Origin of the sequence: Leeia oryzae DSM 17879 (genome assembly GCF_000376945.1) — a bacterium.
GTDB classification, from domain to species: domain Bacteria; phylum Pseudomonadota; class Gammaproteobacteria; order Burkholderiales; family Leeiaceae; genus Leeia; species Leeia oryzae.
The window spans coordinates 132,725-149,380 of record NZ_AQXU01000025.1 but is presented as its reverse complement, the minus strand read 5'-3'; the positions used below and the strand labels follow the sequence as shown (position 1 = coordinate 149,380).

At 53.9% G+C, this 16,656-nt stretch carries 15 protein-coding genes; 10 read left to right on the top strand and 5 right to left on the bottom strand.

The window, feature by feature from the left end; all coding sequences use genetic code 11:
- Positions 1-399 precede the first annotated feature (399 nt).
- Both F552_RS0114125 and F552_RS0114120 read left to right on the top strand, forming a co-directional pair.
- A complete protein-coding gene (locus tag F552_RS0114125) occupies positions 400-1,149 on the top strand; it encodes an electron transfer flavoprotein subunit beta/FixA family protein (protein WP_018152403.1) in 750 nt (249 codons plus the stop codon).
- On the top strand, positions 1,149-2,081 hold the full coding sequence (locus F552_RS0114120) for an electron transfer flavoprotein subunit alpha/FixB family protein (protein WP_018152402.1): 933 nt from the start codon (positions 1,149-1,151) through the stop codon (positions 2,079-2,081). The genes F552_RS0114125 and F552_RS0114120 overlap by 1 nt, the downstream gene beginning before the upstream one ends.
- Before the next feature lie 146 nt (positions 2,082-2,227).
- On the opposite strand, the gene F552_RS0114115 is transcribed toward F552_RS0114120, so the two are convergent.
- A complete protein-coding gene (locus tag F552_RS0114115; protein ID WP_018152401.1) occupies positions 2,228-3,154 on the bottom strand; it encodes a GGDEF domain-containing protein in 927 nt (308 codons plus the stop codon).
- A 386-nt stretch (positions 3,155-3,540) separates the two neighbouring features.
- On the opposite strand from F552_RS0114115, the gene mpl reads away from it, so the two are divergent.
- From mpl to F552_RS0114085, 5 genes are all read left to right on the top strand, one after another.
- Complete coding sequence (mpl, locus tag F552_RS0114110) at positions 3,541-4,896, top strand: UDP-N-acetylmuramate:L-alanyl-gamma-D-glutamyl-meso-diaminopimelate ligase (protein ID WP_018152400.1); 1,356 nt, start codon at positions 3,541-3,543, stop codon at positions 4,894-4,896.
- 310 nt (positions 4,897-5,206) lie between these two features.
- Complete coding sequence (locus F552_RS0114105) at positions 5,207-5,950, top strand: YdcF family protein (protein ID WP_018152399.1); 744 nt, start codon at positions 5,207-5,209, stop codon at positions 5,948-5,950.
- A gap of 517 nt (positions 5,951-6,467) precedes the next feature.
- Positions 6,468-7,454: a porin gene (locus F552_RS0114095; protein WP_018152398.1), complete on the top strand. Its 987-nt coding sequence runs from the start codon at positions 6,468-6,470 to the stop codon at positions 7,452-7,454.
- A 201-nt stretch (positions 7,455-7,655) separates the two neighbouring features.
- On the top strand, positions 7,656-8,507 hold the full coding sequence (locus F552_RS0114090) for a UDP-2,3-diacylglucosamine diphosphatase (protein WP_211208294.1): 852 nt from the start codon (positions 7,656-7,658) through the stop codon (positions 8,505-8,507).
- A 25-nt stretch (positions 8,508-8,532) separates the two neighbouring features.
- On the top strand, positions 8,533-9,591 hold the full coding sequence (locus tag F552_RS0114085; RefSeq protein ID WP_018152396.1) for a glycosyltransferase family 4 protein: 1,059 nt from the start codon (positions 8,533-8,535) through the stop codon (positions 9,589-9,591).
- A gap of 202 nt (positions 9,592-9,793) precedes the next feature.
- Here the strand turns inward: F552_RS0114085 and F552_RS0114080 are convergent, their stop codons facing one another.
- Entirely contained in the window at positions 9,794-10,744 is a 951-nt protein-coding gene (locus F552_RS0114080) for a GSU2403 family nucleotidyltransferase fold protein (protein ID WP_169333604.1), read from the bottom strand.
- Positions 10,745-11,272: 528 nt separating this feature from the next.
- Between F552_RS0114080 and F552_RS0114075 the strand changes: the two genes are divergently transcribed.
- From F552_RS0114075 to ypfH, 3 genes are all read left to right on the top strand, one after another.
- On the top strand, positions 11,273-12,544 hold the full coding sequence (locus F552_RS0114075) for an aromatic ring-hydroxylating oxygenase subunit alpha (RefSeq protein WP_018152394.1): 1,272 nt from the start codon (positions 11,273-11,275) through the stop codon (positions 12,542-12,544).
- A gap of 114 nt (positions 12,545-12,658) precedes the next feature.
- Entirely contained in the window at positions 12,659-13,465 is an 807-nt protein-coding gene (locus F552_RS0114070; protein ID WP_018152393.1) for a DODA-type extradiol aromatic ring-opening family dioxygenase, read from the top strand.
- A 154-nt stretch (positions 13,466-13,619) separates the two neighbouring features.
- The gene (gene ypfH / locus F552_RS0114065) at positions 13,620-14,207 is read left to right on the top strand and encodes an esterase (RefSeq protein ID WP_018152392.1); all 588 of its coding nucleotides are present in this window, start codon (positions 13,620-13,622) and stop codon (positions 14,205-14,207) included.
- 18 nt (positions 14,208-14,225) lie between these two features.
- Here ypfH and rbsD read toward each other — a convergent pair whose 3' ends face one another.
- Genes rbsD through F552_RS0114050 form a run of 3 tightly spaced genes read right to left on the bottom strand, consistent with a single transcriptional unit; the run spans position 14,226 to position 16,575 of the window.
- Positions 14,226-14,621 (bottom strand): D-ribose pyranase, encoded by a 396-nt coding sequence (gene rbsD, locus F552_RS0114060; protein ID WP_018152391.1) that lies wholly within the window; start codon positions 14,619-14,621, stop codon positions 14,226-14,228.
- 6 nt (positions 14,622-14,627) lie between these two features.
- The gene (gene rbsK / locus F552_RS0114055) at positions 14,628-15,554 is read right to left on the bottom strand and encodes a ribokinase (RefSeq protein WP_018152390.1); all 927 of its coding nucleotides are present in this window, start codon (positions 15,552-15,554) and stop codon (positions 14,628-14,630) included.
- A gap of 13 nt (positions 15,555-15,567) precedes the next feature.
- A complete protein-coding gene (locus tag F552_RS0114050) occupies positions 15,568-16,575 on the bottom strand; it encodes a LacI family DNA-binding transcriptional regulator (RefSeq protein WP_018152389.1) in 1,008 nt (335 codons plus the stop codon).
- Positions 16,576-16,656: the final 81 nt, after the last annotated feature.

Below are 16,656 nucleotides of genomic sequence, written 5' to 3'. Positions count from 1 at the left end.
GGCATACATTTTTTCATGGTCTTAGTGTATCATGATTTCTTATTGCGGAACTTGATTCCGCATTGCGGTATATTGGTGTGGGTGGTTTTGCATCAACTTTTTGGCAAAAGCAGACCATTGCCGCGCGATCGTTACAGTGCCTGTACATGCCCATGGTTGATCCGCTTAAATGACTGTCACAAAAGTAGATTTCTTGATCTTGCAAAGGTGACGTTCGTTCAAGAAGCCTGTTAAAATGCCAAGTTAAGTTAACAGACAATGCGGTTACAGCAACGATAGGGCAGTAACTCGCTACAGCATCTGGTATGTACGATTTTCTGGTAGCGTCACGAAGGCGGTTAGCCTCTTGACGATACGTGTTGTTAGACCGAATGATTCTATTTAGCCAGTAGGAGGCGTATGAAAGTCCTGGTCGCAGTAAAGCGCGTTGTGGATTACAACGTCAAGGTACGCGTAAAAACTGACGGTAGCGATGTGGATATCGCCAACGTCAAGATGTCCATGAACCCTTTTGACGAAATCGCGGTAGAAGAAGCCGTGCGTCTGAAAGAAGCCGGCAAGGCCAGCGAGATCGTGGTGGTGTCCCTGGGTGTGACCCAGTGCCAGGAAACCATCCGTACAGCGCTCGCCATGGGCGCCGACCGTGGCGTGCTGGTCGAAACCGATGCGACGCTTCAGCCACTGGCTGTTGCCAAGCTGCTGAAAGCCGTTATCGACAAAGAACAGCCGCAACTGGTGATTCTGGGCAAACAGGCGATCGACGACGACGCCAACCAGACCGGCCAGATGCTGGCTGCGCTGACCGGCTTTCCGCAAGGTACATTTGCCTCCAAGGTAGACGTCGCCGGTAACGAGCTAACCGTCACCCGTGAAATCGACGGCGGCCTGGAAACCCTCCAGATCAGCCTGCCAGCCGTGATCACCACCGACTTGCGCCTGAACGAACCGCGCTTCATCAAGCTGCCGAACATCATGGCGGCCAAGAAGAAGCCGATCGAAACCCTGACCCCGGCCGCGCTGAACGTGGACGTCACCCCACGCCTGACCGTGGTCAAGGTCGCCGAGCCGGCCGCCCGTGCCGCCGGCAAGAAAGTGGCCAGCGTCGCCGAGCTGGTTGAAAAACTCCGTACAGAAGCGAAGGTGCTGTGATGAGCGTACTAGTCATTGCCGAACACGATAACCACCAGCTGAAAGCTGCCACCCTGAAAACCATTGCCGCTGCACGCAAGATCAGCAGCGACATTCACGTGCTGGTGGCTGGCCACCAGTGTGGCGCAGTGGCAGAAGCCGCCGCCAAAGCCGCTGGCGTCACCAAGGTGCGCGTGGCCGATGGCGAAGCACTGGCGCATCAGCTGGCCGAGAACATGGGCACGCTGATTGCCGGTATCGCCAAAGAATATGAAGCCGTGCTGGCACCGGCCACCACCGCCGGCAAGAACTACCTGCCGCGTGCCGCCGCCCTGTGCGACATGGCCATGGTTTCCGACATCGTGGCGGTAGAATCTGCCGACACCTTCGTGCGTCCGATCTACGCCGGTAACGTACTGGCGACGGTCAAGAGCAGCGACGCGGTGAAGTTTGTCACCGTGCGTACCACCGCCTTTGATGCCGACGACAGCAACAGCGGCAGCGCCGCGATCGAAGCCGTGGCTGCGGTGGCAGACAGCGGCAAGTCCCGCTTTATCAGCGCCGAGATGGCCAAGTACGACCGTCCGGAACTGACCGCCGCCCGTGTGGTGGTGTCCGGTGGCCGTGCACTGGCCTCGGCTGATAACTTCAAGTCAGTACTGACGCCGCTGGCCGACAAGCTGGGTGCGGCGCTAGGTGCCTCACGCGCGGCTGTCGATGCCGGTTACGCACCGAACGATTACCAGGTGGGTCAGACCGGCAAGGTTGTGGCACCGGACATTTACTTTGCGATTGGCATCTCCGGGGCAATCCAGCATCTGGCCGGCATGTCATCGAGCAAGGTGATTGTGGCGATCAACAAGGACGAAGAAGCACCGATCTTCCAGGTCGCCGACTATGGCATCGTGGGCGATTTGTTCACCATCGTGCCGGAGCTGGAGAAGGCCCTGTAACACAGGTCCTGTCCGCTAAAAAGGTAGCTACGCGAGTCCGGGTAGCTACCTTTTTTATTGCATTGTCACCTACGGCTTACCAGAAAATCAAAAGCCTCGGCGCGTATGCTGCCGAGGCTTTTTAACGGGGGCATTTCTAGTCGCGCCTAAGCCGACTCTTTCGAGAATTCGATGTGCGCGGTTCCCAGGCTCTTGGCTGCAAACAGAGCGCGGTCTGCACGCATGACCAGAGAGTGACTCTTCTCGTTGCCCCCCATCTGGGCAATCCCGGCTGAAATCGACACCATCAGTTTGTCGTTGCTGAGAAATAGGGGAGAGCGCTGAAGGATCAGTTGCAACCGGTCCATCACAAACTTGGCACCTTTTAGGTCCGTTTCGGGCAGAATCAGCAGAAACTCTTCATCCCCGTAACGCACCATGCTGTCTGAATCACGCATCACAGAGCGGCCAATGGTGACCATGTGCTGCAAAATCTTGTGAGACAGATCAATTCCGAAGCGGCCTTTATACTCGTCAAAGCTATCGACCGAAATCAGGCAAACCGTGAGTCGGCTCTTGTTCTGCTGGGCTTTGGCTACTTCGCGCGGCAAGGTCTTATCCAGGCCCAAGCGGTTTTGCGCGCCCGTGACATGGTCGTGGTGCAGGCCATGGTTGGTAGATTCCACTTCATGTTGCAGCGTCTGCAAGGTCTGGCGGGTTTCATTTAACTCGACGCGCGAGCTCTCTACCGTTTCATGCATTGATTTTGCTGTAAACAACAACGAATTCAACAGCTTAAGGATTTCATGCTTTTCTTCGACCGAAGTCAAATCCTCAATCGAGTCTTTAATAACCTTGTTGGAGCCACCCAGATATTGCACCAGGCCAACCGTGGTAGATGTAGCGGCATCTACCGCTTCATGCACTTTGGCAATCAAGGCTTCATCCATTGGACTGGCAGCATCTGGCGCGTCACTCTTCTCGCCCGTGACTTCATAATAGAAGCGGGCGTAGTTTTCTGGGGTGGGCGGCAAGGCTTGTTCGGCCAGGCGAATCAAGGCAATCCGCGCAATATCGGCTGGTGAGGCTGGCATATTATAGGTTTAGCACATCAAATTAGGTTTAGCTCAAATTATCGCCCGGAAAGTTGCAAATGTCATAAAATATGTGCAATTTTTCCATTTATAGAAGGCGAAAGAGAGCAGAGCATAACCACCTGTCACCGACTATGCAAGAAATTGTCACAATTGAAAGCAAGATAAATACCAAGCCAGAAATGATGAGCACGGCGCAATGCTGATGTACCGTGGCTCTAGAGGGGATTGGCGGTAATACAACACCAAAAAACAAAACGCTCATGGCACTAAACAAACTGCCCTGAATCAAATTTTTACAGGTCAACTCGCGCACAAGCGGGTTAATCACTTCATAATAGCCACCTGTTGCAGATCAACTTCAAACAAACACAGTATATTTAAATATGCATATTCATATTCTTGGTATTTGCGGCACCTTCATGGGTGGTATTGCGGCGTTGGCAAAATCGGCCGGCCATAAAGTCACCGGCTGTGATGCCGGGGTCTACCCGCCCATGAGTACCCAGCTGGAGCAACTGGGCATCGAGCTGATCGAGGGGTTCGATCCCAGCCAGTTGTCGCTAGGGGCTGATATTTACGTCATCGGCAATGTGGTATCCAGAGGTAACCCGCTGATGGAAGCCATTCTCGACAAAGGCTTGCCTTATATCTCCGGCCCGCAGTGGCTGAGTGAAAACATCCTCCAGCAAAAATGGGTACTGGCCGTTGCCGGTACACACGGCAAAACCACCACCAGTTCCATCCTGGCCTGGATTCTGGAAGCCGCCGGGCTGAACCCGTGCTTTCTGATTGGTGGCGTACCGCAAAACTTCAGTGTGTCTGCCCGGCTGACTGACAGCCCTTTCTTTGTGATCGAGGCAGACGAATACGATACCGCGTTTTTTGACAAGCGTTCCAAGTTCGTCCATTACCGTCCACGGACTGCCATTCTCAATAATCTGGAATTTGACCATGCTGACATCTTTGCTGATCTGCATGCCATCGAAACCCAGTTCCACCATCTGGTGCGCACCATTCCTTCTTCTGGTCGGATCGTCTCCAATGCCGCTGAAGCCAGTTTGCAACGCGTGCTGGACCGAGGATGCTGGACAGAAGTTGAAGGTTTTGGCGGAGAGACCGGTAACTGGCAAGCTGCAAACGTAGATGCTGATGGCAGTTTTGACGTGCTCATGAACGGACAACTGCAAGGTCGAGTGACATGGCAACTGTTGGGTGAACATAACCGCCAGAACGCGCTAGCCGCGCTGGCTGCCGCCAGACACGTCGGTGTGCCTGTCGCCGAAGGCATTGCCGCCCTGGCGCAGTTCCAGAACGTCAAGCGCCGTATGGAAGTGCGTGGCGTTGTAAACGGCGTCACCGTCTATGATGACTTTGCCCATCATCCCACTGCCATCGAGACTACCGTGGCCGGTTTGCGGCACAAAGTCGGCAACGCCCGCATCCTGGCGGTGTTAGAACCCCGTTCCAACACCATGAAACTCGGTACACTCAAAGACCAATTGGCCGCTAGCTTGAATGGCGCAGACCAAACCTTCTGCTACGCCGCCAACCTGGGCTGGGATGCAGCCGGCGCATTGGCGCCTCTGGGCGCATTGGCGAATACCTACGAGCAACTTGACGAACTGGTCGCCGCGGTAACCTCCTTTGCCAAACCGGGTGACCATGTACTGGTCATGAGTAACGGCGGCTTTGGTGGCGTACATGGCAAATTGCTGGAAGCGCTGCAACACAATGTCTGATTGATCGGCCGGATTATTGGTGCTGGTGGCGTATATCACTACGCTCTATACACGCTGCAGTTTGTAACTAAATACTTATTGTAGGGTGGATAGCGCGTAGCGATATCCACCAATCCCCGGTTTAGGGTAGAGTTCATTTGTAATGTTGCATACAAACCCTGCCAGGACATGATCAGCATAAACGCTAAATAGCCAACGCAATAATGCCGTAGGGTGCAGGTAGCCAAGCGATTACACCCATTAGATACTAACGACTGCCTGCTACTCCCAACCATAAACCTTCAGCTCAACGGACCAGCCGCTTAGCACCATGGACATCACTTGGTTTATCCGCAACCTGCTCGCATCTTTCCTGTTGCCGCCCATGTGTTTTGTGCTGCCAATCCTGACGGGTGTCGCTTTGCTGCGCTACATGCCTAAGCTTGGCAAAACGCTGATTCTGCTATCGACCTTCCTGCTTTATCTTGCCTCCATCCGCTTTGTGGCAAGTGCCCTGATGGCGCCACTCGAACAGAATAGTCATTTCCAAGGCCAGAAGGACGCACAAGCCATCGTGATCCTCAGTGGTGGTCGCCGCCATGGTTCCGAATACGACGGACAAATCACCTTGTCTGACAGCAGTCTGGTGCGGCTGCGTTATGGTGCCTGGCTGGCGAAACAAACCGGTTTGCCCATTCTGCTCACCGGCGGAGCCCCTGAGGATGGTGGCACGCCAGAAGCGCACATCATGCAACAGGTCCTGCAACAAGATTATCAGCTGTCTGCCAAATGGCTAGAAATAGCCTCCCGTACCACACAAGAAAACGCCGGATTCTCGTTACCTATCCTTAAAGCAGCCGGCATCAGAAAGCTGATTCTGGTCAGCGACGGCTGGCACCTGCCCAGGGCACAGCTTGCCTTTCAGCAACCCGGCATCACTGTTTACCCAGCCGGTGTCAATTTCACCCCCGCCTTTTCACCCTGGCCCCGCAACTGGATACCCTCCGCCCTGAGCCTGGAAAAAACCAGCTGGGCCATGCATGAGTATATTGGTTTACTGTGGTATCGCTTCTAAGCCGATATGCCATGACCGATTATTTGCTGGTGGCTCTATTGGTATTTGCTAATCATTCCCCAAACAATTGCCAGGTCATGTTTTACAGTATCAGCCACACATTCTTTCAGGGTGATGGTGCAAATTAAACTGATCTATCAGTGTCATCCCGTTAAATGAAGCCTCTAGGGCAGATGGAGCAAAGCGATAGCCACCAAATCCTCGTACCACGCCCGCCCAACCACTCTCAACACCACGTGGACCATACAATGCATGGGTGGCTTCCTTTGCCTCGATAAGGCCTGTATGTGCACCAAGCTGCACCTACACCTGCTAAATATAGCTCGGGTTGCCTATTAATTAAGCGTCATGAAATGTAATGTTGCAAAACCACAACATTTTCACGCCCAAGCATAACGACCTTGCATGCAATACTTGGCTTTTTTACGACACATGCGCTTTAATAGTCTCGTGGTTTTGAAATTGATGTCTTCCAAGGCATCGATATACGTCAATCAAACTCAACGGAGTTTTACAAATGAAAAAACTGATCGCAGTTGCAGTTCTGAGCGCTTTCGCAGCTCCAGCTTTCGCTGACAGCGGCAACGTTACTATCTCTGGTTATGTTCGTGGTGGTTACGAGCATTACAATAAAGCGCAAGATGGTACCGCTTCTCAAAACCGTATCGATGGCCGCGTACAGATCACTTTCTCTGGTACTGAAGATCTGGGTAATGGTCTGTCTACAGTTTGGGGTGTTACAACCCGTAGCGGTCTGGGTGCAGTTGATGAAACTGGCGATGGCCTGCAAGGTGGTAAAGAAGCTTACTTGGGTCTAAGCAGCAACTCTTGGGGTCAATTCCGTTTTGGTCATGATCTAGACAACTACAACGATGGTAAGCACAACGGCTTCACTATCTATGGTGGTGAGTTCTTCGGTCGCACCGACGGTGCTGACATTTCTGGTACTGGCCATACTGGTTCTACCAATAACGCAGTTCGTTATGACCTGCCAGCAATGGGTAACTTCACTGCATCTGTACGTGCTAACTTGGGTGAAAACCACTCAACTACTCAGTCAGCAGATAAAGGCTATACTCTGCGCGCAGATTACGATACTGAATCTTGGGATATCGGTGCAGCATACAACCATCAGCAAGACAATGGCTTTGCTGACAGCACCGTTAAACAGTACAACTTGACTGGCGCTTACCGTTTTGGTAACGGCCTGGAATTGGCTGCTGAATATGAGCGTACCAAAGTTGGTGCTGGTGTTGCCCAGAAAGAAACCATGTTGTACGTAAACTATGCTGCTAATGACAAACTGTCAGTTGGTGGTGAGTTGGGTTATGCCAAAAATGCAGGTTTTGTTGATGGTGCTAAAAACAAACTGTACGGTTTGTATGCTCATTACAGTCTGAGCAAACGCACTCAAGCATTTGGTGAGTTTGTTTCTCAGAAACAAACTAACCCAGACACAGATCGTAAGAGCAAGTTCATCATTGGTCTGAAACACTCTTTCTAATCTGTTAGTTATCTAACGGTTTAGAATATGAAAAAGCCACCTTCGGGTGGCTTTTTCTATTGGTTTCCTATCCAATGTAGTCTGGATGATGTTATGGCCAGATGCATCAAGCAAAGACTGCTATTGCCTCCTGCTGCGTTGTCATGATTCTTTCATGCATTCTTCACTCGGCTGTCACCTGTGCCTGTTTTCATAATGGGCATGAATGCTCATATTGTTCCTCTCCCCAGTCTTCAGGCCGCCAAAGTGTCGGTGCCGACAACGCATTTTCGCAGCATTTTCATTTCTGACACTCACTTGGGTACGGCCGGTTGCCAGGCCAGCTATCTGCTGGATTTCCTGAAACATACGGAATCTGACTATCTGTATCTGGTCGGGGACATCGTGGATGGTTGGGCGTTACGGCGCAACTGGTACTGGCATCAGACTCACAATGATGTGGTGCAGAAGGTGCTACGCAAGGCGCGCAAGGGGACCAAGGTGGTGTTTATACCGGGGAACCATGATGAGTGTGTGCGACATTTTTTGGGACTGACCTTTGGCGAGATTCGCATTGCGGATGAGGCGGTGCATGAACTGGCTGATGGCCGGAAGCTGCTGGTGTTGCACGGGGATTTGTTTGATGGGGTGATCCAGTGTGCCAAGTGGCTGGCGTATGTGGGGGACCGGGCATATGAATTTACGCTCAAGCTCAACCGTTGGCTGAATCATCTGCGCGGTCGGTTGGGTTTGGGGTATTGGTCTTTATCGCAATACCTGAAGCACAAAGTCAAAAAGGCGGTGAATTTTGTTACCCAGTTTGAAGAGGCGGTAGCGGCAGAAGCGCGGGCCCGCGGGCTGGATGGTGTGGTGTGCGGGCATATCCACAAAGCAGAATTACGCGAGATTGATGGCGTAATTTATGCCAATGACGGGGATTGGGTAGAGAGCCTGACTGCCTTGGTCGAGACGCTGGATGGCGAGTTGCAGATTATCAGCTGGCATGTACAGGGTGGGCAGGTCATAGAAACCTTGCCGGCCCGGCAAAAAGTGGCGGCGTGGGTCAATGTGTAATGTGTGCGGGTGATAGGAGAGTGAGATGCGGATTCTGATCGTGACGGATGCATGGTTGCCACAGGTGAACGGAGTGGTCCGGACGTTGCAATACACAGCGGCAGACTTGGCTCGTTGGTGGCATGAGGTGCATTTCCTGACCCCCGAAGGGTTCCGGACGGTGCCAATGCCTACCTATCCGGATATCCGTTTGTCTTTGTTTCCGTACAGACAAGTCAAAGCGCGCATTGAGGCGTTGCAGCCGGATGCAATCCACATTGCCACGGAAGGGCCGCTGGGGCTGGCGGCCCGCAAGTGGTGTATCCGCCACGGGGTGCCGTTTACCACGGCTTACCATTCGCGGTTTCCGGAGTATGTGAAGTTGCGTACCGGTTTGCCGCTACGCATCAGTTATGCCTGGCTGCGCCGCTTTCATGGTGCAGCTGCTCATGTAATGGTACCTACGCCGGTGGTGCGCAGGGATCTGGAGTTGCACGGGTTTACCAATGTGGCGACGTGGTCGCACGGGGTGGACCTGGAACATTTCCAGCCAACCGGAGCGGCCAACGCCTTGCAGACGACACCACCGGTATTTTTGTATGTCGGGCGGGTGGCGGTTGAGAAGAACCTGGCTGCATTTTTGTCTCTAGACTTGCCTGGCAGCAAATGGGTAGCAGGGGTGGGGCCACAGCGGGCGGCGTTGATGAAGAAATATCCGGAGGTGAACTGGCTGGGGGGACTGGATACGGCGCAATTGGCAGAGGCATACCGGAGTGCCAGCGTGTTTGTGTTCCCCAGCAAGACGGACACGTTTGGTTTGGTGATGCTGGAAGCCATGGCGTGCGGTTGCCCGGTGGCGGCATATCCGGTCACCGGTCCGCTGGATGTGATTGGGGATTCGCAGGCGGGGGTGATGTCGCATGACTTGCGGCAGGCGTGTCTGGATGCGTTGCAGATTGACCGGTCGGTGGCTCGGCGGCACGCGGCGCAGTTTGCCTGGTCTCATGCCAGTACGCAGTTTTTGTCCTGGTTGCAGCCCATTACATGGGCAGCGCGTCAGGATAAGGCAGGGGATGCCTTAGTGGCGAGTGGTGTTGTTGAGTAGGAGGTCTGGTTTGAGGATGATTGGTGGATATCGCGTTGCTCCATCCTGCTTGACTGCCCGAGTCTTCTAAATCATCTCAGCTTTCTTCTGTACGGCAAAACTGTGATTTCCATCTCCGGGTCTATGATGCTGTAATTCGTAGCAGGCGTCTGGTGATGGTTTTGGGCGGTGTATACGCTTCGTAATGTTTATCTGCTGGTAGCTAGCCCAGGCATTGTTGCAGTTGGGTATGCCATTCTGAGTCTGGTTTGATGTCTTGTATCATATGTGGGACGAGCTTTTGAATGGCGCTTTTTATGTATGCTGGCGCTTCTTGCCAGGCCTCATCCAGCTGCCAGGGTGACTCCTTGGCTAGTGCATGACCAAGCAGGTTGGCTTGCTGACGGTCTTTGGCTGCTTTTGCATGCAGGCTGCCTCGGTGAACACTGCTAAAAAGTTTATGCCATACTAGTCTGGATGGTTGGGGTAACCTGACGGGAATGGCATGCCCGCCCGCCAGCAAGATACTTGTTTCCGTGATATCCAGTAAATAATCATAACCTTCAATGGCTTGGGCTGCCCAGCCCAGTTCGGGTAGCGTAACAATCGTGCCAGTCGTTTTGCCTGGGGTGAGTACGTCTACCCGCAGGCTTTCAATGCCAGGTAATTTGACGGACGTGCTGGGGGCATTGTTTGGCATGCCCGGAACAGCAACAAATGGGAGGCCTGTGGCTTGCATGGTCTGCAGGAAGGCCATGGGCGCGGCCAGTTTGAGCGGCTGGTTGCGAGCCAAGTCAATATCCAGCGTACGGGCGCTGATTGTGTAAATGCCAAGGTCGTTTAACATGGCCATGAAGGCTAGGGTACCAACCAGTGTCAATCCTGCTTCTACTGCGCCACTGTTGTAAAGCTCCACCATGACTCTGGCAGTGAGCTTGTCTGCTACTTGAAACCCGAGCTTTTTCATTAGGCCGACTTGGGTTTGTACCCACTGGCTAAATGCAATCTGCTCTTCCATGTGGGTTTTCTGCTGGTGATCTTCTGCCCGGCAGATGAGTGTCTCCGCCTGTTTGCCAGGAACACTGTAGAAGACCCTGTACCAGTAAGCTGTGCCGGTGCCATCACGGATGGTCAGTGTACCAGGGGTGCCTGGGAGTAGGTTATGAACGGACATTACCCGCTCTTTCAGCTCTGTATACTGGGTATGAAATGCAAGCTCATGATGTCGGATCGGCATGGAAATATCGTTACCCCATAAAGTGTCAGTTTATTGGGTAATGATAGCACTATTGATAAACGGATTACCCCATAAAATATAATTTTATGGGGTAATTGATGGATGGCATTCTGTATGGTGCAACATCAACCAAAGCAAGCCAAATAGTGTGATTTATTGTTAATCGCATGTCGAATTAAGACACATATTTTTGTTGATGGCGACAAGCCGTTTGATCCAGATCAAAGTTTGTACTGGCGCTTGTTAAGCTAATTTTCCTTCTTGAATAGTCCTTACAGATCAAAGACATCCATGTTTTGGTAAAACCTGATAAAAGTTTGACCAAATTCATGGGTTCATCCCCTTGTTAGTCGAAATCCGTCTTTCGCTTGTCGGAAAAACGCTAATTGCAAAGTGCTGAAAGCCCGACGATTGCATCGCGTTCTGCAGCAGGTTTTTGACTAAATCGAATATGGGGTGAGAGAAATGGGAACTCGTGAGATTGGCTTTAAAAGCGTAGAAAATACCGATAAAATTCGTGAACTGGTGGCAAACCGTGTCCCTGGGCATAGTCTGGATGCGCCGTTTTATACCAGCCAGGAAATCTTTGATGCCGATGTGAAATATATCTTTGGCCAGCACTGGATTTACGTGGGTGTGTCACCCGATGTGCCAGAGCCAGGTGACTACATGACGGTGAATATCGGTAGCCAGCCTGTGCTGATTGTGCGCGGGGATGATAACGAGATCCGTGCCTTCCACAATGTTTGCCGCCACCGCGGTGCGCGTGTCTGTAATGGTGCTAAAGGCTCTACAGGTAATCTGGTGTGTCCTTACCACCAGTGGACGTATAACACGCAGGGTTCTTTGCTGTTTGCAGAGCACATGGGAGAAGGGTTTGACCTGAAACACCACAGCCTGAAACCGGTACACCTGAAAAATGTGGCTGGCTTGCTGTTCATTTGTCTGTCAGATAACCCGCCGGCCGACTTTGAGGATCTGGTCAATACCATGACGCCTTACATCAAGCCGCATCAGGTAGAAAACACCAAGGTCGCTGCCCAGATCGATATCATCGAAGAAGGCAACTGGAAGCTGACCATGGAAAATAACCGTGAATGCTACCACTGTACCGGTAACCACCCTGAACTGACCATTTCTCTGTACGCCTACAGCTATGGCTTTGCGCCAAGCGAAGGCACCGACCCGGGGGCAGAGGCATACGACAAGATGATTGCCCAGCGTCATGCGGAGTGGGAAGCCATGGGGCTGCCATCGAAAGAGGTTGAGCGCCTGGAAAGTGCCATCAGTGGTTTCCGTACCCAGCGCATGCCGCTGGACAAGCATGGCCAAGCCCAGACCATGACCACCGAGTCTGCCTGCAAAAAGCTGCTGGGTGACTTTACCGACCCTGCACTGGGCGGCCTGTCTTTCTGGACGCAACCTAACAGCTGGCACCATTTCATGGCAGATCACATCGTGACCTTTACCGTGCTGCCGATCAGCCCGGACAAGACGCTGGTACGTACCAAGTGGCTGGTGAACAAAGATGCCGTCGAGGGTGTGGACTATACCGTGGAGAACCTGACCCACGTCTGGAACCAGACTAACGCGCAAGACCGCTTCCTGGTGGAAGAGTCGCAAAAAGGCGTGAATAGCCCGGCCTATGTGCCAGGCCCTTACTCGCCTTATACCGAGTCACTGGTGGAGAAGTTCTCTGCCTGGTATATCGGCCGCTTGAAAGCCTTGCTGGGATAAGCACGTAGCCTGACTGGGTGTGTAGATGAGCAAGACCCTTTGCGAATGATCTGCTTGCAGATGTTTTGCGGAGGGTCTTTTTGTTGGTAATTTGTGGTTACAGGAGGTTCTGCCATGCAACAACGCAGTCTGTTTGTATCGCACGGGGCGCCGGATATTTTGCTGGAACCGGGGACCTGGGGGTCGATGTTATCAGCGTATGGGCAGATGCTGACGGGGATTCGTGCCGTGCTGGTGGTATCTGCCCATTGGCAAACCCGGGGGCTGACAGTGACCGCTGCGCCGGCACCGGAAACCATACACGACTTCGGGTCTTTTCCCGAGGCCCTGTATGACATGCATTACCCGGCCAAAGGGGCGCCGGAACTGGCAAGGCATATTGCATCGATGTTGACCCAGCAAGGCTGGTTGACATCAGTCGATGCCTGGCGGGGGCTGGACCATGGCGCCTGGGTACCGCTGATGCAGTTGCTGCCGGAGGGGGATATCCCTGTCTTGCAGCTGAGCATGCCGCAGCAGCTAAATGCCGAAGGGGCGTACCGGCTGGGCCAGGCGCTGGCACCACTAACGCACGAAGGGGTTCTGGTGGTGGGCTCGGGATGTCTTACCCATAATGTCAAAGAGTACCGTCAGAAACTGCAGGACGACGCGGGTTACGTGACGGCCTTTACCGAGTGGGTGCGTGACCGGGTCATGATGAGCGACCGGCAGGGTTTGCTGAAAACGCTGGAAGAGGCGCCATTTGCCAGTCGGGCGCATCCCACGCCTGAGCATTTCTTGCCCTTGCTGATTGCCATGGGCGCCGCAGGTGAGGAGGCTCGACCAACCGTGCTGGAAACCGGCATCCAGCATCAGGTGCTGTCTCTGGAATCGTATGCCTGGAGCGTGGCCAATCACCCGGATACCTTCAGGGCTTGCTAAGAGGTGATGACGGGGGATTGTTCCAGAATATGGTGCAATATATTCCGGCAGGGAGGCTGTTTTTATCGTTTGCTTCTCTGTAGGCTATACCTTGGTAGGGCAGACTGGTGGATCAGGCTGCCACAAACAGGATTAACCCGAAAGCAAACACGATATGAGCAAACCCGCGTTATTCATCTTTTTGCATGGTGTTGGCGATAACGCCGCCGGCATGCAGGGCTTGGCCAATGTATTCCGTCACCAGTTTCCGGATGCACACTATTATGTGCCCAATGGCACCATGCCGTTTGGCATGGGGACGGGTCGCCAGTGGTTTTCGATTGAAGGGGTGACGGAGGAAAACCGCACCGCGCGGGTGGCAGAAAAGGTGCCTGCGCTGATAGCGGACATCAAGCGGGTGCAAGCGGAAAAAGGCGTTGCGCCAGAAAATATTGTCCTGGTCGGGTTTTCGCAGGGGAGCATCATGTCGCTGGCCGCAGTGGCCGTTGAAGATGGTCTGGTAGGGCATGTACTGGCATTTTCTGGCCGCTATGCCAGCTTGCCGGCGGAGGCGCCCAAACAGACCCGTCTGCATTTCTTCCATGGCGAAGCCGACCCGGTGATGCCGGTGCAATTGGCGTATGCGGCAGTAGAACATCTTGGCAAGCTGGGCGGTACGGCCACGCTGGATACGACGCCCGGGCTAGGGCATAACATCAGTCAGGATTTGTTGTCCAAAGCCATTGCGTATCTGCAGGAGTAGGCTGTAGTCGTTCCGACATTAGAACGTAACGCCCGCACGCAGGATAATATTGGCGTAGGGCGTGCATTCTCCCGTCCGAACGACGACTTTGGCCTGTTGGCACAGGGCTTTGAGCGCTGTGTGGGTAATGGTTTCTTGCGGCAAATCCCCCAACAGAGTTGTGATACCGGTGCTGATAACCGGGTTGTACTGCGCAGTTTCTGAGGCGATGAGTGCGGCTTCTGTGGCCAGTTCGGCTAATATCACTTTGAGTACCGGCAAGAAGGCCGGTAAGCCGGGAACCACCGCCAGGTCGATCACGGGCGTATGCGTCGGGACGGGGAGGCCGGCATCGCCGATCACGATCAAGTCGCCATGACCGGCGGCGGTGATGATTTCAGCCAGCTTGGCGTGCAGTAATCCGTTTTTTCTCATGATTCCTTATCCGGGTTGATTGGCGCTGGTGACTTCGTGCCGCGCTGGAATGGCGCTCTGGGCGCCGCGACGGCTAACCGTGATGGCGCTGGCGGCTTGTCCGAGCTGTATGGCCTCTGTCAGGGATAATCCTTCTTGCAGTCCGGTGGCGATACCGCCGATAAAGGTATCCCCGGCGGCGGTGGTATCGATGGCATGGACCTTCTGAGCAGGAAAGTGGCCGTTGGCCTCGGCGCCTGCTGCCCATACGCCTTGGCTGCCAAGGGTAATCAGCACCTGTTTCACACCTCTGGCTAATAGCTGTTTGGCAGCCTGAGACGCACTGTCCAGGCTATCGACAGGAATGCCAGTCAGTTCGCTGGCTTCGGTTTCATTCGGGATCAGGTAGGTAACGGCATCCCAGCAATTATCTGGCAACGCGGCCATAGGTGCCGGGTTGAGCAGTACCGGGGTGCCGGCCGCTTTGGCGATGGCCAACAGGCGTACGATGGCGGGCACCGGGATTTCCAGTTGCAGTACCAGCAGGCAAGCCTGGCGAATGGCGGGGGCCAATGGGTCGATATCTTCTGGCGTGTAGGTGCCGTTGGCCCCTGCGGATAATAAAATCCGGTTCTGGCCGTTGTCTTCGACCAGAATCATGGCAACCCCGGTAGGCGCATCTACGGTTTCAATCCCGTCGATGTTGGCCCCGACAGTGGACAGGCCATCCTTCAGACGTTGACCAAAATCATCCTTCCCGACCCGCCCGATCATATGGACGTGACCACCCAGTCTGGCACAGGCAAAGGCCTGGTTGGCGCCTTTACCGCCATGATGGGTCGAAAAATCATGGCCGTGCAGGGTCTCACCGGCTTGCGGCACACGTGGGGTACGCATGACCAAATCCATGTTCAGGCTGCCGATCACCAGGATGGGGGCGTGCGGGTTTTGCATATCGTTCTATCAATCAGGCTTGGGTAAGAGGCGCAGTGGATTGTCGTACCACCAGCTCGGGCTGCAAAATGAGCTGACGAGTCTGGGTACGGCTACCAGTGAGCCGTTCAAGTAACAATTCTGCCGTCCCGGTGCCGATCGCCGCTTTGGGCTGAGCAATGGTGGTGAGCGGCGGAATGGTGTAGGCCGCAAGTTCGATGTCGTCAAAGCCGACAATCGATATATCATCGGGCACGCGTAATCCGGCATGGTGGATGGCACTGATGGCACCGATCGCCATCACGTCGTTACAGACAAATACCGCGGTCGGTGGGTCTTTTCTGGCCAGCAGCGTTTGCATGGCCAAGAAACCACCGCGGCTGGTGAAGTCACCTCGGGCCACATCTCCCTCTCGTCTGGCAATCGATGCATCGGCCAGCGCTTGTTTCCAGCCGGCCCGACGCTCAGAGCTGGGAGACAGCCCGGCAGGACCGCTGATACAGGCGATATTGCGATGACCAAGGCTGATCAGGTGTTCGGTGGCCATTTTGCTGCCTGCGGCATGGTCGACCTGGACCAGGTCGCAATCAAGCCCGGCAATGTTGCGATCGACCAATACCAGTGGCAGGTTGAGTGCTTCTAACTGGCTGGCCAAGGCAGATTCTGCGCCGGAAGCGACCAGAATCAGGCCGTCGATGCGTCGTTCTGCCAGCACACGCAGGTGGCTGGCTTGTTTGTCCGGGTCGTTGTCCGAGTTGCATAACACCAGGTTGTAGCCTGCATTGAAGCACTGGCTTTCTACCCCTCGGATGATTTCTGCAAAGTAGGGATTAGAATTGCTCGGGATCATCATCCCTAACGTGCGAGTGCTATTGTGCTTGAGGCTACGGGCAATGGCGCTGGGCACATAGCTGAGCGCGGCAACCGCTGCCTCGATGCGCGCTTTGGCGTCTTCGCTGACAAAGCGGGTGCCATTGAGTGCGTGCGAGACGGTGGTGACCGATACGCCAGCTTGTAGTGCAACGTCTTTAATAGTAGCCATAGGTGCTCAGGTATACGCCAGTTGAGTTAACACAGTGTTTCAAATCTCTGTAGCTTAGATCAATGTTAACTGATTTGCCGG